Genomic DNA, 13,418 nt, shown 5'->3' on the forward strand with positions numbered 1-13,418 from the left:
GGGGGGGGGGGGGGGGGGGGGGGGGGGGGCCCCCCCCCCCCCCCCCCGCCCGCGGCGCCCCGCGGGGGGGGGGGGCGCCCCCCCGCGGCGTGGGTGGAGACTCAGACGTGGACGGGGGTGTGCGCGGCGACCTCGCGGGCGGCCGGCCCGCGCAGGGCCAAGGCGGCCAGGGCGGTCAGCACGATGCCGGCGGCGGCCAGGTACACCGCGGTGCGCAGGCCGTCGGCGGTGGCGACGCGCAGCGCCTCCCCGGTGTGCTCGCCCAGGCCGGCGTTGGCGATGGCGACCAGGAGGGCCAGGCCGACGGCGCCGCCGATCTGCTGGCTGGTGGAGGCGATACCGGACGCGATGCCCTGGTCGGTGGGGCTCACCCCGGTCGAGGCGGCGCCGAACATCAGGGTGTAACCCGCGCCCTGGCCGATGCCGAGGACGACGAGTCCGGGGATCAGGGCGGCGTAGGAGGCGTCGGCGGACATGGTCGGCGCGATGATCGCGGCTCCGGCGGCGCCGGTCAGCAGCGAGGCGATCAGGATCGGGCGGATGCCGTACCGGGTGGCCAGGCGCCCCGCGGTCTGCGAGCCGACCGCGATGGCGGCCATCGGGACCAGGAAGGCCAGGCCGGTGCGCAGCGCGCTGTAGCCGTGCACGCCCTGGAAGTAGACGGTCAGGAAGTAGAGCAGGGTGCCGAAGGTGGCCATGTAGAGGAAGGTGACGCCGGTGCCGACGGTGAGGTTGCGGTTGGCGAACAGGCGCAGCGGCAACAGCGGGTCGGCGCTGCGGCGTTCGACGGCGACGAAGGCGGCGAGCAGGGCGAGGCCGGCGAGCGCGGCGCCGAGCACGGGGGCGGCGGTCCAACCGGATTCGGGTCCCTGGACGAGGGCGTAGACCACGGCGGTGATTCCGACGGTGGAGGTGAGCGCGCCGGTCAGGTCGAACGAACGGCCCCTGGTCCGCGCGGCGTCGGGGGTGATCAGCGGGAACGCGAGCGCGGCGGCGAGGGCGGCGAGCGGGACGTTGACGAAGAAGACCGATTCCCAGCCGAGGGACTGGGTCAGCACGCCGCCCAGGAGCGAGCCCAGGATCATCCCGCTGCCGCCGGCGGTGCCCCACACCGCGAACGCCCGGTTGCGTTCCCGTCCTTCGGCGAAGCTCGTGGACACGAGGGTGAGCGTGGCGGGGAAGAGGAAGGCGCCGCCGATGCCCTGGATCGCCCGGGCGGCGATCAACAGCGCGGGCGATCCGGCGAGTCCGCCGAGCAGGGACGAGACGGCGTAGAGCGACAGGCCGAGCGTGAACATCCGACGTGGCCCGAACAGGTCGCTCGCCCGGCCGCCGAGGAGCAGGAAGCCGCCGAAGGCCACCGCGTAGGCGCTGATCACCCACTGGAGGTTCTGCGCGGAGAAGCCGAGTCCGGTGCCGATCTCGGGGAGCGCGACGTAGACGATGTTGTAGTCGATCGAGATGATCAGTTGGGCGAACGCCAACAACGCGAGCACGAGCCCCGGCCGACGGCGGGAGGGTGTCTCGGCGATGGTGGTACCGCCGCCGGGGGTTTCGGCGGCGGTCCTGTGGCGTGGCGTGGCTACTCGGGACGACATGGCGTGGCCTGTTCTGTGGAGGTGCGGTGCGGTTCGCCTGGTGGCAAACACAAACCTAGGCGCGCGATCGACCAGCCACAGGGTGCATTCCGAGCAGGGATTCGTGGGTCAATTTCCCTCGTGGCGCCGGTGGATCTCCACCGCGACGGCCAGGTCCTCCCACGACATCCCGACGCTCTTGAAGAACCGCGGCCGGTCCTCGGGGACCGCCCCCTCCCCCCGGACCAACTCCGCGAGGTTCACCGCGGCGTCGCGGCTCGCGTCCCACCCGGCGAGGAGCAGATCGCCGGCCTCCTTGGCGGCGGCGGAGCGCGCCTCGACGTACACCGCCGCGCGGCGGACCAGCGCGGTGTCGACCTCTCGCGCCGTCGGCTCGTGCGAACCCACCGCCACCACGACCGCGTGGGCGGGCACCAGCGTGCCGTCGAACAGCGGTTCGCGGGCCGTGGTCGCGCACACCACGATGTCGGCGTCGGCGACCGCCTCCGCCGTCCCGACCGTCGCCGCGAGGCCGAACGCGCGGGCGTGCTCGGCCAGTTCCCGAGCCGCCTCGACGCGTCGCGCGACCACCGTGAGCCGGCTCAGCGGCCGGACGGCGAGCAGGGCCGCCAGGTGCCCGTACGCCTGCGGACCCGTACCGAACAGCACCAGGTGCGCGGCATCGGCGACGGCCAGCCGCCGGACCGCGACGGCGCTGACCGCCGGCGTCCGCAGCGTGGTCAGCGCGGCGCCGTCGAACAGCGCCAACGGGCGCAGCGTGGGCCCGTCGAGCAGCAGGTAGCTGCCGGTGATCCGGGGCAGCCCCCGGGCCGGATTGCCGACGGCGACCCCGGCGATCTTGACGCCCACGTGCGACGACACCGCCGCGGGCATCAGGAGCAACTCCCCGGCGGGCACGGCCACGCTCGACCGGGGCGGTGCCCCCTCCGGATCGAGGCCGTCGAGCAGCGTGCGCTCGATCGTCCCGATTGCCTGCTCGGGCGTCGACTCCACGGGGATCGTGGGCAGTTGATCCGTATCCGTCACAGCAGGAACCCCGTCCCGAGCGTGTCGTCGGCCTCGAGCAGGAACCGGTGCTCGCCGGTGCGATACGCCGTGCCGGTGACCTCGGTGAGCACGCCGGCGGTGTGCGTCCCGACGACCTTGCCGGTGAAGACCGTGCCGATGATCGACTCGTGGCGCAGTTCGTCGCCCGTGGCGATGCGACCGCTGTCGGCGAGCAGCGCCAGCCGCGCGGACGTGCCCGAACCACACGGGGACCGGTCGATCTGGCCGTCGGCGAACACGGTGACGTTGCGCTGGTGGAGTCCGGTCCCGGTGTCCGGCAGTTCCTCGTGGAGGATGACGCCGTAGACCCCGGACAGGCGCGGGTCGTCGGGATGGCGGGTGGCCGGCTCGTCGGCGAGCGCGGCGCGGATCTCCCGGCCGATCGCGGTGATCTCGGGCAGCCGCTCCGGGGTGACGGCAAGCCCGAGCGAGGTCGCCGAGACGGAGGCGTAGCAGGCCCCGGAGTGGGCGAGGTCGACCTGTACCGGGCCACGCGAGGTGGTCACCGGGATCTTCCTGGCGGCGATGCCCGTCGGCACGTTGCGGAAGGTCACCGAGGTGGTCCGCCCGGCGCGGCGGTGCACGATGGCGGTGACCCGACCGGAGGGAACGTCGATGTACACCCGCGCCGTTCCGTCCGCCGGCGCCGCCACCCGCCCCGAGTCGACCGCCCACGCGCCGAGCGCGATGGTGCCGTGGCCGCACGCGGTGGAGTAGCCGTCCTTGTGCCAGAACAGCACCCCCAGGTGTGCCTCGTCGTCGTCCGGCGGAACCACGAAACCGCCGTACATGCCGCCGTGCCCGCGCGGTTCGCGGGTGAGCAGTCGGCGGATGTCGTCGAGCGGGCCGGGTCGCGGCGCGGTGGCGGTGCCCCCCGCTCCGAGTACGATCGCCCGCCGCTCGGCCACGGTGTCCCCGGCGATCACGGGCAGCCCGCGGGAGACGATCCGGAAGGGTTCGCCGGCGGTGTGGTAGTCGACGGTCTCGATGGCGGCGATCACGATGCGGGCGCCTTCTTCCTGGGCGGGGGTGGGGACTTGCCGGGCACGGGCGGATAACGAAGCACCTTTATAAGGTGTGACATTGTATTGACAGATATCAGACACCCGCAAGTATTTCCCGACCTCGGGCATGCGATCGTCCGGGGCGCTCCGCACCGGCCGGCGGCCTCCCCGTCCGCGCGCTCGCCCTCCTTCCCGCCGGTGCCCGCCGCCGTCCGTCCTGTCGTCGGCCATTCGCCGGACAACGGTCTTTCGTGGCGGATACGTTGAAGCGAGGCATTCCGCCTCCCCGCATCCGACCCATGGAGGTTGAAGTGCCGCATTTCGCCTACCAGTTCCACGCCGCCGTCGGCAACTGTCAACCGGCCCTCGCCGCTCCCGCCGGGGCGGGCGACCCGGCACCGCGACTGATCAATCTGGCCAACACCGCCGGCGCCGCGCTGGTGCCGCACATGTTCGGCGGGATACCCGCGGCCGGATTGGCGGCCGTTCCCGCGCTGGCGGCGAACGCGCCCTACACGTGGGCCGGACTGGCGAACGCGTCGCTGCGCATCGGGCTGTACCCGGCGGGACCACACCCCGCATACGAGGCGACCTGGCGCCTCGCGTCGTTACGCGTGTCCGCCTACACGGCCGCGGGTGGTCACCTGCACGACACGCCGATCCTGGCGGCGCTGGACGCGGGCGAAAAGCGCGCCCTGGCCTACTTCACGGGCGTGACCCTGGCCGTGTACACCGCCGGGATCACCGGCTTCACCTTCCCGCGCCACCTGTCCCGCCACGCCGCCGCCTACGGGGGAGCGGGCGTCGCATACACGCTCGATCCCGCGTTCGCCGCGGCCAACCTGCCCGACATCCTGTTCTTCAATCTGGGGGCGGGCACCTGCCAGGTGTGGGAGGCCAAGGGGCGCGGTGTGGGCGCGGCCGGCGGCGGTTTCGCCGTCGCCGGGGTCGCGGCGCTGCTCGGCACGGCAATCGACCAGACCCGCAAGCTCGCCACGGTGCTCATGCCGGGCGTCTTCGGCGCGCTCGTCGCGCCCAATGCCCGCATCGCCTCCGTCGCGCGGGTCAATCCCGCCGACGGCCGGTGGCACCTGCACGTGGCCGACCCCGCCCAAAAGCGGCGCCGGGAGGAAGGCGATCCGATGGAAAAGGCGAAGTTCTACGAGGAGTTCTATCGTCCCTTCCTCGAGATGATCGAGGGCAGCACCGCCACGCTCACCGTCGACAGCGTGCGGTTCCTCGTCGCGGTGGTGCCGGGAACGCGGGTCCGCATCGGGGTCGACGAACGTATCGCGGACCTCTTCGGCCAACACGTCGGCAAGCGGGGACGCCCCGAGGGCGATCGTGCCGCGACGGCGTCACCGGAGGAGATCTGCGAACGGATCGAGGAGATCGTCGAGACGGGCTACGGCCAGGCCCCGATCGACAACCTCTACATCAGCCCGGAGGGCATCCTCACCGAAGCCGACGAGGAGGACCTGACCCAGCCTCCGGCCTGACCGCCCAACCGCCTGACGAGCCGACCACCCCCGCCCGCCGGGCGGTCCCCGACCCGAGAATCGCAAACCCCGACAGCGCGGCCCCGGACAGCGCGACCCGCAGCGCCGGGGCCACACCCACCATCACCCGCACCGGCGGGCGGCCTACCCGATCCGCACCCGATCGTTCTCGCCGTCGGACAGGAACGACGCCAGCGCTCCCGCCTCCTCGCCCACGGCGGCGTGTTCGGCCCGGGACAACGACCGCAGCGGGGTGACCGCCACCGCCCCGCCCTCGACGCTCCACGTCGCGCCGACCCGGCCGTCGAGCAGGACCACGCGCACGCCGGCGACCGACAGGCCCCGGTGCGCGTCGTCGACGATGCGGGTGCGGTCGTCGTAGCCCAGGAGCGCGTTGTCGAAGGCGGGGAGGAAGCGCACCGGGGCGGGGGTGTCGGGGTCGGGGCGCGGCGCGTCGGGCAGATCCAGCAGCTCGCGCCCCCGCTCGTCGCGGAACGAGACCAGTTCCGGGCGCACCGCGGCAACTGCGCGCGGCAGACCCGCGAGGCCGCACCAGGCGCGCAGATCGGCCGAGGAGGCGGGGCCGAACGCAGCCAGATAGCGCCGCACCAGCGCTTCGCCGACCGGATCCGTGTCCGCCGGGGCCGGCGGGTCGACCTCGCGCCCCAGCCACGAGGAGACGAGCGCGTTGCGCACGCCCGCCCGGGTCCGCCACACCCCGCGCGGCGGGAGCTGCACCACCGGGACGAGCGCGATCAGCATCTCCCCCAGCGCCTTCGGCGACACGTCGGGCCATCGGTCGGCGAGCGCCCGGGCGAACTCCGACATCGAGCGCGGCATCCCGTCGCTCATCACCTTCCGGCCCTGCGCGGCCAGCTCGTCGAGATCGATCCCCTCCAGCTCGCGGCGGTACACGCCCATCACCCGCTGCCGCAACATCGTGTCGTGGCGGGCCCGCCAGGCCAGCGCGTCGGCGGCGGTGACCAGGTGCACGGTCCGGCGCATCAGGTGGGTCCGCACCACGTCGCGTCCGGTCACCAGGGCGGACAGCGTCGCCGGGTCGAACGCGCGCAGCCGCGACCAGAGCCCGATGAACGGCTCCTGCGGTTCCTGCGCCTGGAAACCGCCGACGTGCGCCACGGCCGCCGCCGGCGCCATGTCGACCCGATCGAGCAACAACTGCCGTGCCAGGGTCGCCCGGTTGAGCGCCCGCGTGTCGAGAACGGTCATCGCCACCGACCACCCTTCGTTTCCCCGTCCACGATCACGACCGATCCCTCGCCTCTCCTCGCGCCCATGTCCCCAGCCTGACATCGGTAGCGGTCAGCTTGTGACCGCTACTCGGCGACGTCATGGCTCCGTGCACGGGAGTTGCCCGGCGGGACGCACCGCCGAGCCCGGACGCACCGACCCCCGTCCCCTCAGCCCCCCACGTAGTCCGCCAGGTGCTCCGCGGTCAGCGTCGACCGGGCCGCGACCAGATCCGCCGGCGTGCCCTCGAACACCACCCGCCCGCCGTCGTGCCCCGCCCCGGGCCCGAGGTCGATGATCCAGTCGGCGTGCGCCATCACCGCCTGGTGGTGCTCGATCACGATCACCGACTTGCCCGCGTCGACCAACCGGTCCAGCAGCCCGAGCAGTTGCTCGACGTCGGCGAGGTGCAGACCCGTGGTCGGCTCGTCCAGGACGTACACCCCGCCCTTGTCGCCCATGTGCGTGGCCAGCTTGAGCCGCTGCCGCTCGCCGCCGGACAGTGTGGTCAGCGGCTGCCCCAGACCGAGGTAGCCGAGCCCGACGTCGGCGAGCCGCCCGAGGATGGTGTGCGCGGCCGGCGTGTGCGCCTCGCCCGCGCCGAAGAACTCCCGAGCCTCGTTCACCGACATCGCCAGCACCTCGCTGATGTCGCGCCCGCCCAGGTGGTATTCCAGCACCGAGGCGTCGAACCGCCTGCCCTCGCACTCCTCGCACACACTCGCCACCGAGGCCATCATCGCCAGGTCGGTGTAGACCACGCCGACCCCGTTGCAGGTGGGACAGGCACCCTCGGAGTTGGCGCTGAACAGGGCCGGCTTCACCCCGTTCGCCTTCGCGAACGCCTTGCGAATCGGATCGAGCAACCCGGTGTACGTCGCCGGATTGCTGCGCCGCGAACCCCGGATCGGCGCCTGGTCGACCGACACCACACCCTCGCCGGCGGCATGCGAACCGCCCACCAGCGAGCCGTACACGAGCGAACTCTTCCCGGAGCCCGCGACCCCGGTGACCACCGTGAGCACCCCGAGCGGCACGTCCACGTCCACGTCGCGCAGGTTGTGCGTGGCCGCGCCGCGGATCTCCAGCGCGCCGGTGGGCTTGCGTACCCGGTCCTTGAGCCTGGCCCGGTCGTCGAAGTGCCGGCCGGTGACGGTGTCGCTCTTGCGCAACTCGTCCACGGTGCCCTCGAAGCAGACCGTGCCGCCCGCCGAGCCGGCGCCGGGACCTAGGTCGATCACATGGTCGGCGATCCCGATCGTCTCCGGTTTGTGCTCCACCACGAGCACCGTGTTGCCCTTGTCCCGCAGGCGCAGCAGCAGGTCGTTCATCCGCCGGATGTCGTGCGGGTGCAGGCCGATGGTGGGCTCGTCGAAGACGTACGTGGTGTCGGTGAGCGCGGAGCCGAGGTGGCGGATCATCTTGACCCGCTGCGCCTCGCCGCCGGAGAGCGTGCCCGACGCCCGGTCGAGCGAGAGGTAGCCGAGGCCGATCTCGACGAACGAGTCGAGGGAGTGCCCGAGGTTGGCGAGCAGCGGCGCCACCGACGGCTCGTCGATGCCTCGGATCCACTCCGCCAGATCGCTGATCTGCATCGCGCACGCGTCGGCGATGCTCACCCGCTTGATCCGCGACGACCTGGCCCCCTCGCTCAGCCGGGTGCCGCCGCATTCGGGGCAGGTCCCGAACGTCATCGCGCGCTCCACGAACGCCCGGATGTGCGGCTGGAGCGCGTCGATGTCCTTGGCCAGCATCGACTTGCGGATCTTCGGGATCAGCCCCTCGTAGGTCAGGTTGATCCCGTCGACCTTGATCTTGGTCGGCTCCTTGTACAGGAGGTCGTGCAGTTCCTTCTTGGTGAACTTGCGGATCGGTTTGTCCGGGTCGAAGAAGCCGCAGCCGCCGAAGATCCGGCCGTACCAGCCCTCCATGCTGTAGCCGGGGACGGTGAGCGCGCCCTCGTTGAGCGACTTGGAGTCGTCGTAGAGCTGGGTGAGGTCGATGTCGGAGACGGTGCCCCGGCCCTCGCAGCCGGGACACATGCCGCCGGTGCGCTCAAACGACGCCTTCACCGCCTTCTTGGCCCCGCGCTCGACGGTGATCGTGCCGCCGGCCCGGACCGAGGGCACGTTGAACGCGTACGCGCCGGGCGGGCCGATGTGCGGCTTGCCGAGTCGGCTGAACAGGATGCGCAACATCGCGTTGGCGTCGGTGGCGGTGCCGACCGTGGAGCGCGGGTCGGAGCCCATACGCTGCTGGTCGACCAGGATCGCGGTGGTCAGACCTTCGAGGACGTCCACCTCCGGCCGGGCCAGGGTCGGCATGAAGCCCTGGACGAAGGCGCTGTAGGTCTCGTTGATCAGTCGCTGGGACTCCGCGGCGATGGTGCCGAAGACGAGCGAACTCTTGCCCGAGCCGGATACACCGGTGAAGACGGTCAATCGACGCTTGGGGATCTCGACGTCGATGTCCTTGAGGTTGTTCACCCGGGCGCCGTGCACGCGGATCAGATCGTGGGTGTCGGCGGCGTGCGGCGCGGGCGACCGCGGATTCGTCCTCGGGGCCTTGCTCATCCTGACTCCTGTGCTCGCGGTCGGGCGTTTTCGGTGGGTCGGCGCCGGGGAGTCGGCGGTGTGTGGCGATCACGCTAGCCGCCGGCTCCGTGACCGCGCTTCTTCATTCCTGATCGATGCGATCACCGGCCGAGCGACGCGCCGCGTGCCGAGAATAATTGGGCCCTCGCGTGGCGAACCCTTAGCGTACGAGCCTGTGAACAGCAGATTGCGGGACATCGCGGCCGTGAACGCCCGGATCGTCGCCACGGGCGAATACTCGACTCCTTACGGCACGGTCCGGGTGGGGCCCGCGCTGCACGCGGCGATGTCCGGCACCGTCGGCCACCTCCCGGACGAGCCGCTCGCCCCGCACCCGGTCGGCGCCGGGCCGTCGACGCGGTTCCGGGTGACCGGCGAGGGCAGCCTCCAGGCCGCGCGGCGCCTGGCCGGGTCGGGCTCCGGCTCGATCGCGGTGCTCAACTTCGCCTCCGCGCGCAACCCGGGCGGCGGCTACCTGCGCGGCGCCCGGGCCCAGGAGGAGGACCTGTGCCGCAACAGCCTGTTGTATCCGTGCCTGTTGCGGGCACCCGACTACTACGCCGCCCACCGCGCCGGACCCGATCTCCTCTACAGCGACCGGGTCATCTGGTCCCCCGACGTCCCGGTGCACCGCGACGAGCAAGGTCGCCTCCTCGACGAGCCGTTCCCGGTGTCGTTCCTGACCTGCGCCGCCCCCGACGCCGGCGAGACCCTACAGCGCGACCCCGCCGCGCACGGCCGCGTCCGGGAGACCCTTCGCCGCCGCGCGGGCCGCGTCCTGACGGTGGCTCGGCATCACGGCGCCCGCCGACTGGTCCTGGGCGCCTGGGGATGCGGGGTGTTCCGCAACGACCCGCGCGAGGTCGCCGGCGCGTTCCACGACCATCTCGCCCCCGACGGCCCCTTCGCGGCGGCCTTCGAACACGTCGTCTTCGCCATCCACGACCCCTCCCCCGACTCGCCCAACCGGACGGCGTTCACCGAACGCTTCGGCGCCGCGGAGGCCGCTCGGCGCTGACCGGCGCCGACCGGCGGGACGCCGTCGGTCCGCCTCACCGGTGGTGCGCGGCGCCCACGTGGTGCAGGTGGACGAGGATGTCGTAGGTCGGGCGCAGGCGGGTGTTCGTGTACTCGTCGCACGGCCACACGAGGCCGACGCCGCGTGTGGGGTGGGCGTCGGCCAACCAGTCGCGGGCGAGCCCGGGGGCGATCGTGCGGGTATCCAGATACCAGTCGCGTCGACACACCCGACCGAGGACGAACTCGGCCGCGCCCGGCCCGGTGGGTCCGAGGTCGAAGCGGCGCCGGGGCCGCCCCGGGGCCGTGGCGTCGACCGCGCCGAACGAGCCCTGGCCGAAGGTGAATCCGACGTTGGCGTACCGATCGCCGAGCCGTTCGCGCAACGCTCGCCCCGCGTTCGGCGGTTCGTCCCCCGCCCCGCTTCCCGCGGCGACCTCGCGGTTGTGCGCGAAGACGAACACCCCGGCGCCGATCCGGCGTTGCCACCGGATCACCCCGTCGGCCGCGGCCGCGGCCCGGTCGGCGCCCGAGAGTTCGCTCCCGATCCCGAGCACCCGGACCGCGCCCGGCGCACCGCGCACGTTCCACAGCCGCATCCAGCGGAACACGTCGAGTGTCTCCAGTGTGTTCCACGGACTGTCGTCGGCGCGGAATTCCTCGTCCATGATCGTTTTGAGGTGGCCGGTGCCGTGCCGCACCCACGCGTCCAGGCGCGCTCCGGCGCGCGGATGGATCCCGAGCACGAGGCCGCGGAAGCCGTGGTGGTCGACGAGATACCGGAACAACCGATGCCTGACGGTGCCGAACTCGCCCGAGCCGTGGGTGGCCGCCCCCGCGCCGACCACCTCCGCGTCCCGGAGCATCGTGCCGAACGCCGCCAGATCCGTGTCGGGCCCGCCCGGGACGGTGCTGCGCAGCGGAAAGGCCTGGGCCGCCAGCGCCCGGGCGGGATCACCGCGCGACGGAGCGGGGGCCGGGGGCGTCGCGGAGACGACCGCCGGGCCGCAGACAAGGGACAAACGGTGTGAATTCATGCGTCCGACGCTAGGCAACCCACCGCACCGCCCGCGTCGTCCGCGAGACCCAGGACTCGAGTACCCCTCGGGCGCCGGCCGGCCATCCCCGAACCGCGCGGCGTCCGCTCGGCGCGGGCCCCCGGTCAGCGCCGCGCGGCCGCGTATACGGCCGTGACGGCGTCGGCGATCGGGCCGGCCGGGTCGCGCTCGGGGTCGCGGCGGGCCAGACCGTCGTGCATCTCGAAGCCGGTGAGTTGCCAGACGACGTCGATCGTCTCGGGCCCGGCCGCCGCCCCCCGGGCCGCCAGGAGCGAGCCGAGCGCGGTGCGGCGCATGTCGTCGCGCTCGCGCAGCAGTCGGTCGAGGTCGGCGTCCAGCACCGCCATGCCGCGCAGCCTGCGGATCACCACCGGGTCGGCGGCCCAGAAACGACAGAAGGTCTCGGTGAAGCGGCGCAGCGCCGCGTCCACGTCGGGCGCGGCGAACGCCTCGGACAGGTCGACGCCCGCGCGCGTGGCCAGCCCGTCGAAGAGGGCTTCGAGCAGGCCGGCCTTGGTGCCGAAGGCGTTGTAGACGGTCTGGCGGGACACGTCCGCCGCCTTGGCGATGCCGTCGAGGGTGAGCTGGGTGGGCTTGGCGGCCGCGAGCAGCGAGCGGGCGGCGGTCAGGATGCGCAGTCGGGTGTCCTCGGCTGCGGCCTGACGTTTGTCGGACTTGTACACGCGCGGACTCACGCGGCTTGCCCCTTTCCCGATTTTGGATTTACTGTCTGTCCATTGAATTCTACGCGACCTCGCGGATCGCGGGTACCCCGGCCTGCCCGGGCGTCCCGATACGCCGGATTCGCACCCTCCACACCCTGCGCCACCTCGATTCGGGAGTGCACCATGTCCACCCTTCGACAGCCCCTCGCCGACCGCGTCGCGATCGTGACCGGTGCGAGTCGCGGCATCGGCGCCGCCACCGCCCGAGCCCTGCACAGGGCCGGCGCGCGGGTCGTGCTCGCCGCCCGTGACGCGGACGCGCTGACCGCCCTGGCCGACGACCTCGACGCGGCCCACGGCCGGGCGCTCGCCGTGCCGACCGACGTCACCGACCCCGACGCCGTCGAGCGACTGGTCGCCACCACCGTCGAGCGCTTCGGCCGACTGGACGCCGCGGTCAACAACGCCGCCGGCGGCGGCCACCCGCCCACCCCGCTCGCCGACGTCGACGTGGCCGCCTTCGACAGCGCCTTCGCCGTCAACCTGCGCGGCGTCTTCCTCGCGCTGAAGTACGAGATCCCCGCCATGCTCGCGAGTGGTCACGGCGGCGCCATCGTCAACATGTCCTCCACCGCCGGTCTCCAGGCGGTCGGCGGTCTGGCCGGGTACGTGTCCAGCAAGTTCGGCCTGATCGGACTCACCCGCACCGCCGCGCTCGACTACGCCGACGCCGGCATCCGGATCAACGCGCTCGCGCCGGGCCCGATCCACACCGAGCAACTGGAGGCCGCCGGGGAGCAGGCCCGGCAGGCCGCCGCCCAGGCCATGCCGATGCGCCGGATCGGTCTGCCCGACGAGGTCGCCGCGGCCGTGGTGTGGTTGTGCTCCGACGAGTCCTCGTTCATCACCGGTGCCACGCTGCCGATCGACGGCGGCAAGCTCGCGGGCGCGCCGCCCTTCCGTCGCCCCGCCGGCCGGCCGCAGACGAACCCGACCGCGCCGTGAACCTGCTCGTCGTGGGCGCCGCCGGCGGCACGGGCATGCGGCTCGTCGCGCAGGCCCTGGTCGCCGGCCATCACGTCACCGCCCTCGCCCGCGATCCGCGACGCGTCACCACCCGAGACGAACACCTGCACGTGGTCGCCGGGGACGCGCTGGACCCGGACACGATCGACGCGGTGGTCCCGGGCCACACCGCCGTACTCAGCGCGCTCGGCGCCACCACCCGCGCGCCCACCACGATCTACTCGCGGGGCACGGCCAATCTGCGCCGCTCGATGACCGCCGCGGGCGTCCGGCGTCTGGTCTGCCTCTCCTCCGGCGCGCTCGACTCGGGCGCCGGGGTACCGGCGGCCCAGCGCCTGGTCACCAACCTCATCGTCAAACCCCTGCACCGGCACGCCTATGCCGACATGCACCGCATGGAGCAGGACCTGGTCGAAGCCGACCCCCGCGCCGACGCGCTCGACTGGACCGTGGTCCGCGTCCCGATGCTCACCAACGGACCGCGCACCGGCACCTACCGGTACAGCCCCGACGAGAGGCGGCCACTGGATCGCCCGACCCGGCTCTCCCGCGCCGACCTGGCCGATTTCATCCTCGGCCACGTCGACGACCGCGAGACCTTCGGGACCCGGGTCGCCATCTCGTACTGACCCGCGCCGCCGGCGTCCGACAAGCCGCCG

Annotated in this window: 11 protein-coding genes; 4 read left to right on the top strand and 7 right to left on the bottom strand. The window is 72.9% G+C overall.

The window, feature by feature from the left end; genetic code table 11:
* Positions 1–101: 101 nt before the first annotated feature.
* From ACFRCG_RS44245 to ACFRCG_RS44255, 3 genes are all read right to left on the bottom strand, one after another.
* A complete protein-coding gene (locus tag ACFRCG_RS44245) occupies positions 102–1,598 on the bottom strand; it encodes an MFS transporter (RefSeq protein WP_380042325.1) in 1,497 nt (498 codons plus the stop codon).
* A 108-nt stretch (positions 1,599–1,706) separates the two neighbouring features.
* On the bottom strand, positions 1,707–2,624 hold the full coding sequence (locus tag ACFRCG_RS44250; RefSeq protein ID WP_380042326.1) for an ornithine cyclodeaminase family protein: 918 nt from the start codon (positions 2,622–2,624) through the stop codon (positions 1,707–1,709).
* The gene (locus tag ACFRCG_RS44255) at positions 2,621–3,649 is read right to left on the bottom strand and encodes a proline racemase family protein (RefSeq protein WP_380042354.1); all 1,029 of its coding nucleotides are present in this window, start codon (positions 3,647–3,649) and stop codon (positions 2,621–2,623) included. The genes ACFRCG_RS44250 and ACFRCG_RS44255 overlap by 4 nt, the downstream gene beginning before the upstream one ends.
* A 299-nt stretch (positions 3,650–3,948) precedes the next feature.
* Here ACFRCG_RS44255 and ACFRCG_RS44260 point away from each other — a divergent pair, with 299 nt between their 5' ends.
* Positions 3,949–5,148, top strand: a complete 1,200-nt coding sequence (locus ACFRCG_RS44260) for a hypothetical protein (protein WP_380042327.1) — start codon at positions 3,949–3,951, stop codon at positions 5,146–5,148.
* 144 nt (positions 5,149–5,292) lie between these two features.
* Here ACFRCG_RS44260 and ACFRCG_RS44265 read toward each other — a convergent pair whose 3' ends face one another.
* Entirely contained in the window at positions 5,293–6,378 is a 1,086-nt protein-coding gene (locus ACFRCG_RS44265) for a winged helix DNA-binding domain-containing protein (RefSeq protein WP_380042328.1), read from the bottom strand.
* A gap of 191 nt (positions 6,379–6,569) precedes the next feature.
* Entirely contained in the window at positions 6,570–8,972 is a 2,403-nt protein-coding gene (locus tag ACFRCG_RS44270; protein WP_380042329.1) for an ATP-binding cassette domain-containing protein, read from the bottom strand.
* Positions 8,973–9,168: 196 nt separating this feature from the next.
* Here ACFRCG_RS44270 and ACFRCG_RS44275 point away from each other — a divergent pair, with 196 nt between their 5' ends.
* Positions 9,169–10,011, top strand: coding sequence for a TIGR02452 family protein (locus ACFRCG_RS44275; protein ID WP_380042330.1), 843 nt, complete (start codon positions 9,169–9,171; stop codon positions 10,009–10,011).
* Positions 10,012–10,045: 34 nt separating this feature from the next.
* On the opposite strand, the gene ACFRCG_RS44280 is transcribed toward ACFRCG_RS44275, so the two are convergent.
* Together ACFRCG_RS44280 and ACFRCG_RS44285 are read right to left on the bottom strand one after the other, a co-directional pair.
* A complete protein-coding gene (locus ACFRCG_RS44280) occupies positions 10,046–11,047 on the bottom strand; it encodes an erythromycin esterase family protein (RefSeq protein ID WP_380042331.1) in 1,002 nt (333 codons plus the stop codon).
* A gap of 125 nt (positions 11,048–11,172) precedes the next feature.
* On the bottom strand, positions 11,173–11,763 hold the full coding sequence (locus ACFRCG_RS44285) for a TetR/AcrR family transcriptional regulator (protein WP_380042332.1): 591 nt from the start codon (positions 11,761–11,763) through the stop codon (positions 11,173–11,175).
* 153 nt (positions 11,764–11,916) lie between these two features.
* Here ACFRCG_RS44285 and ACFRCG_RS44290 point away from each other — a divergent pair, with 153 nt between their 5' ends.
* Complete coding sequence (locus ACFRCG_RS44290) at positions 11,917–12,738, top strand: SDR family NAD(P)-dependent oxidoreductase (protein ID WP_380042333.1); 822 nt, start codon at positions 11,917–11,919, stop codon at positions 12,736–12,738.
* The gene (locus tag ACFRCG_RS44295) at positions 12,735–13,388 is read left to right on the top strand and encodes an NAD(P)-dependent oxidoreductase (RefSeq protein WP_380042334.1); all 654 of its coding nucleotides are present in this window, start codon (positions 12,735–12,737) and stop codon (positions 13,386–13,388) included. Before ACFRCG_RS44290 ends, ACFRCG_RS44295 begins: the two co-directional genes overlap by 4 nt.
* Positions 13,389–13,418 lie beyond the last annotated feature (30 nt).

The organism is Embleya sp. NPDC056575, assembly GCF_042793325.1.
Lineage (GTDB): Bacteria > Actinomycetota > Actinomycetes > Streptomycetales > Streptomycetaceae > Embleya.

Coding starts and splice junctions, on each gene's coding strand:
- ACFRCG_RS44245 (WP_380042325.1), bottom strand. CDS start 1,598: ATGTCGTCCCGAGTAGCCACGCCACGCCACAGGACCGCCGCCGAAACC.
- ACFRCG_RS44260 (WP_380042327.1), top strand. CDS start 3,949: ATGGAGGTTGAAGTGCCGCATTTCGCCTACCAGTTCCACGCCGCCGTC.
- ACFRCG_RS44265 (WP_380042328.1), bottom strand. CDS start 6,378: ATGACCGTTCTCGACACGCGGGCGCTCAACCGGGCGACCCTGGCACGG.
- ACFRCG_RS44270 (WP_380042329.1), bottom strand. CDS start 8,972: ATGAGCAAGGCCCCGAGGACGAATCCGCGGTCGCCCGCGCCGCACGCC.
- ACFRCG_RS44280 (WP_380042331.1), bottom strand. CDS start 11,047: ATGAATTCACACCGTTTGTCCCTTGTCTGCGGCCCGGCGGTCGTCTCC.
- ACFRCG_RS44290 (WP_380042333.1), top strand. CDS start 11,917: ATGTCCACCCTTCGACAGCCCCTCGCCGACCGCGTCGCGATCGTGACC.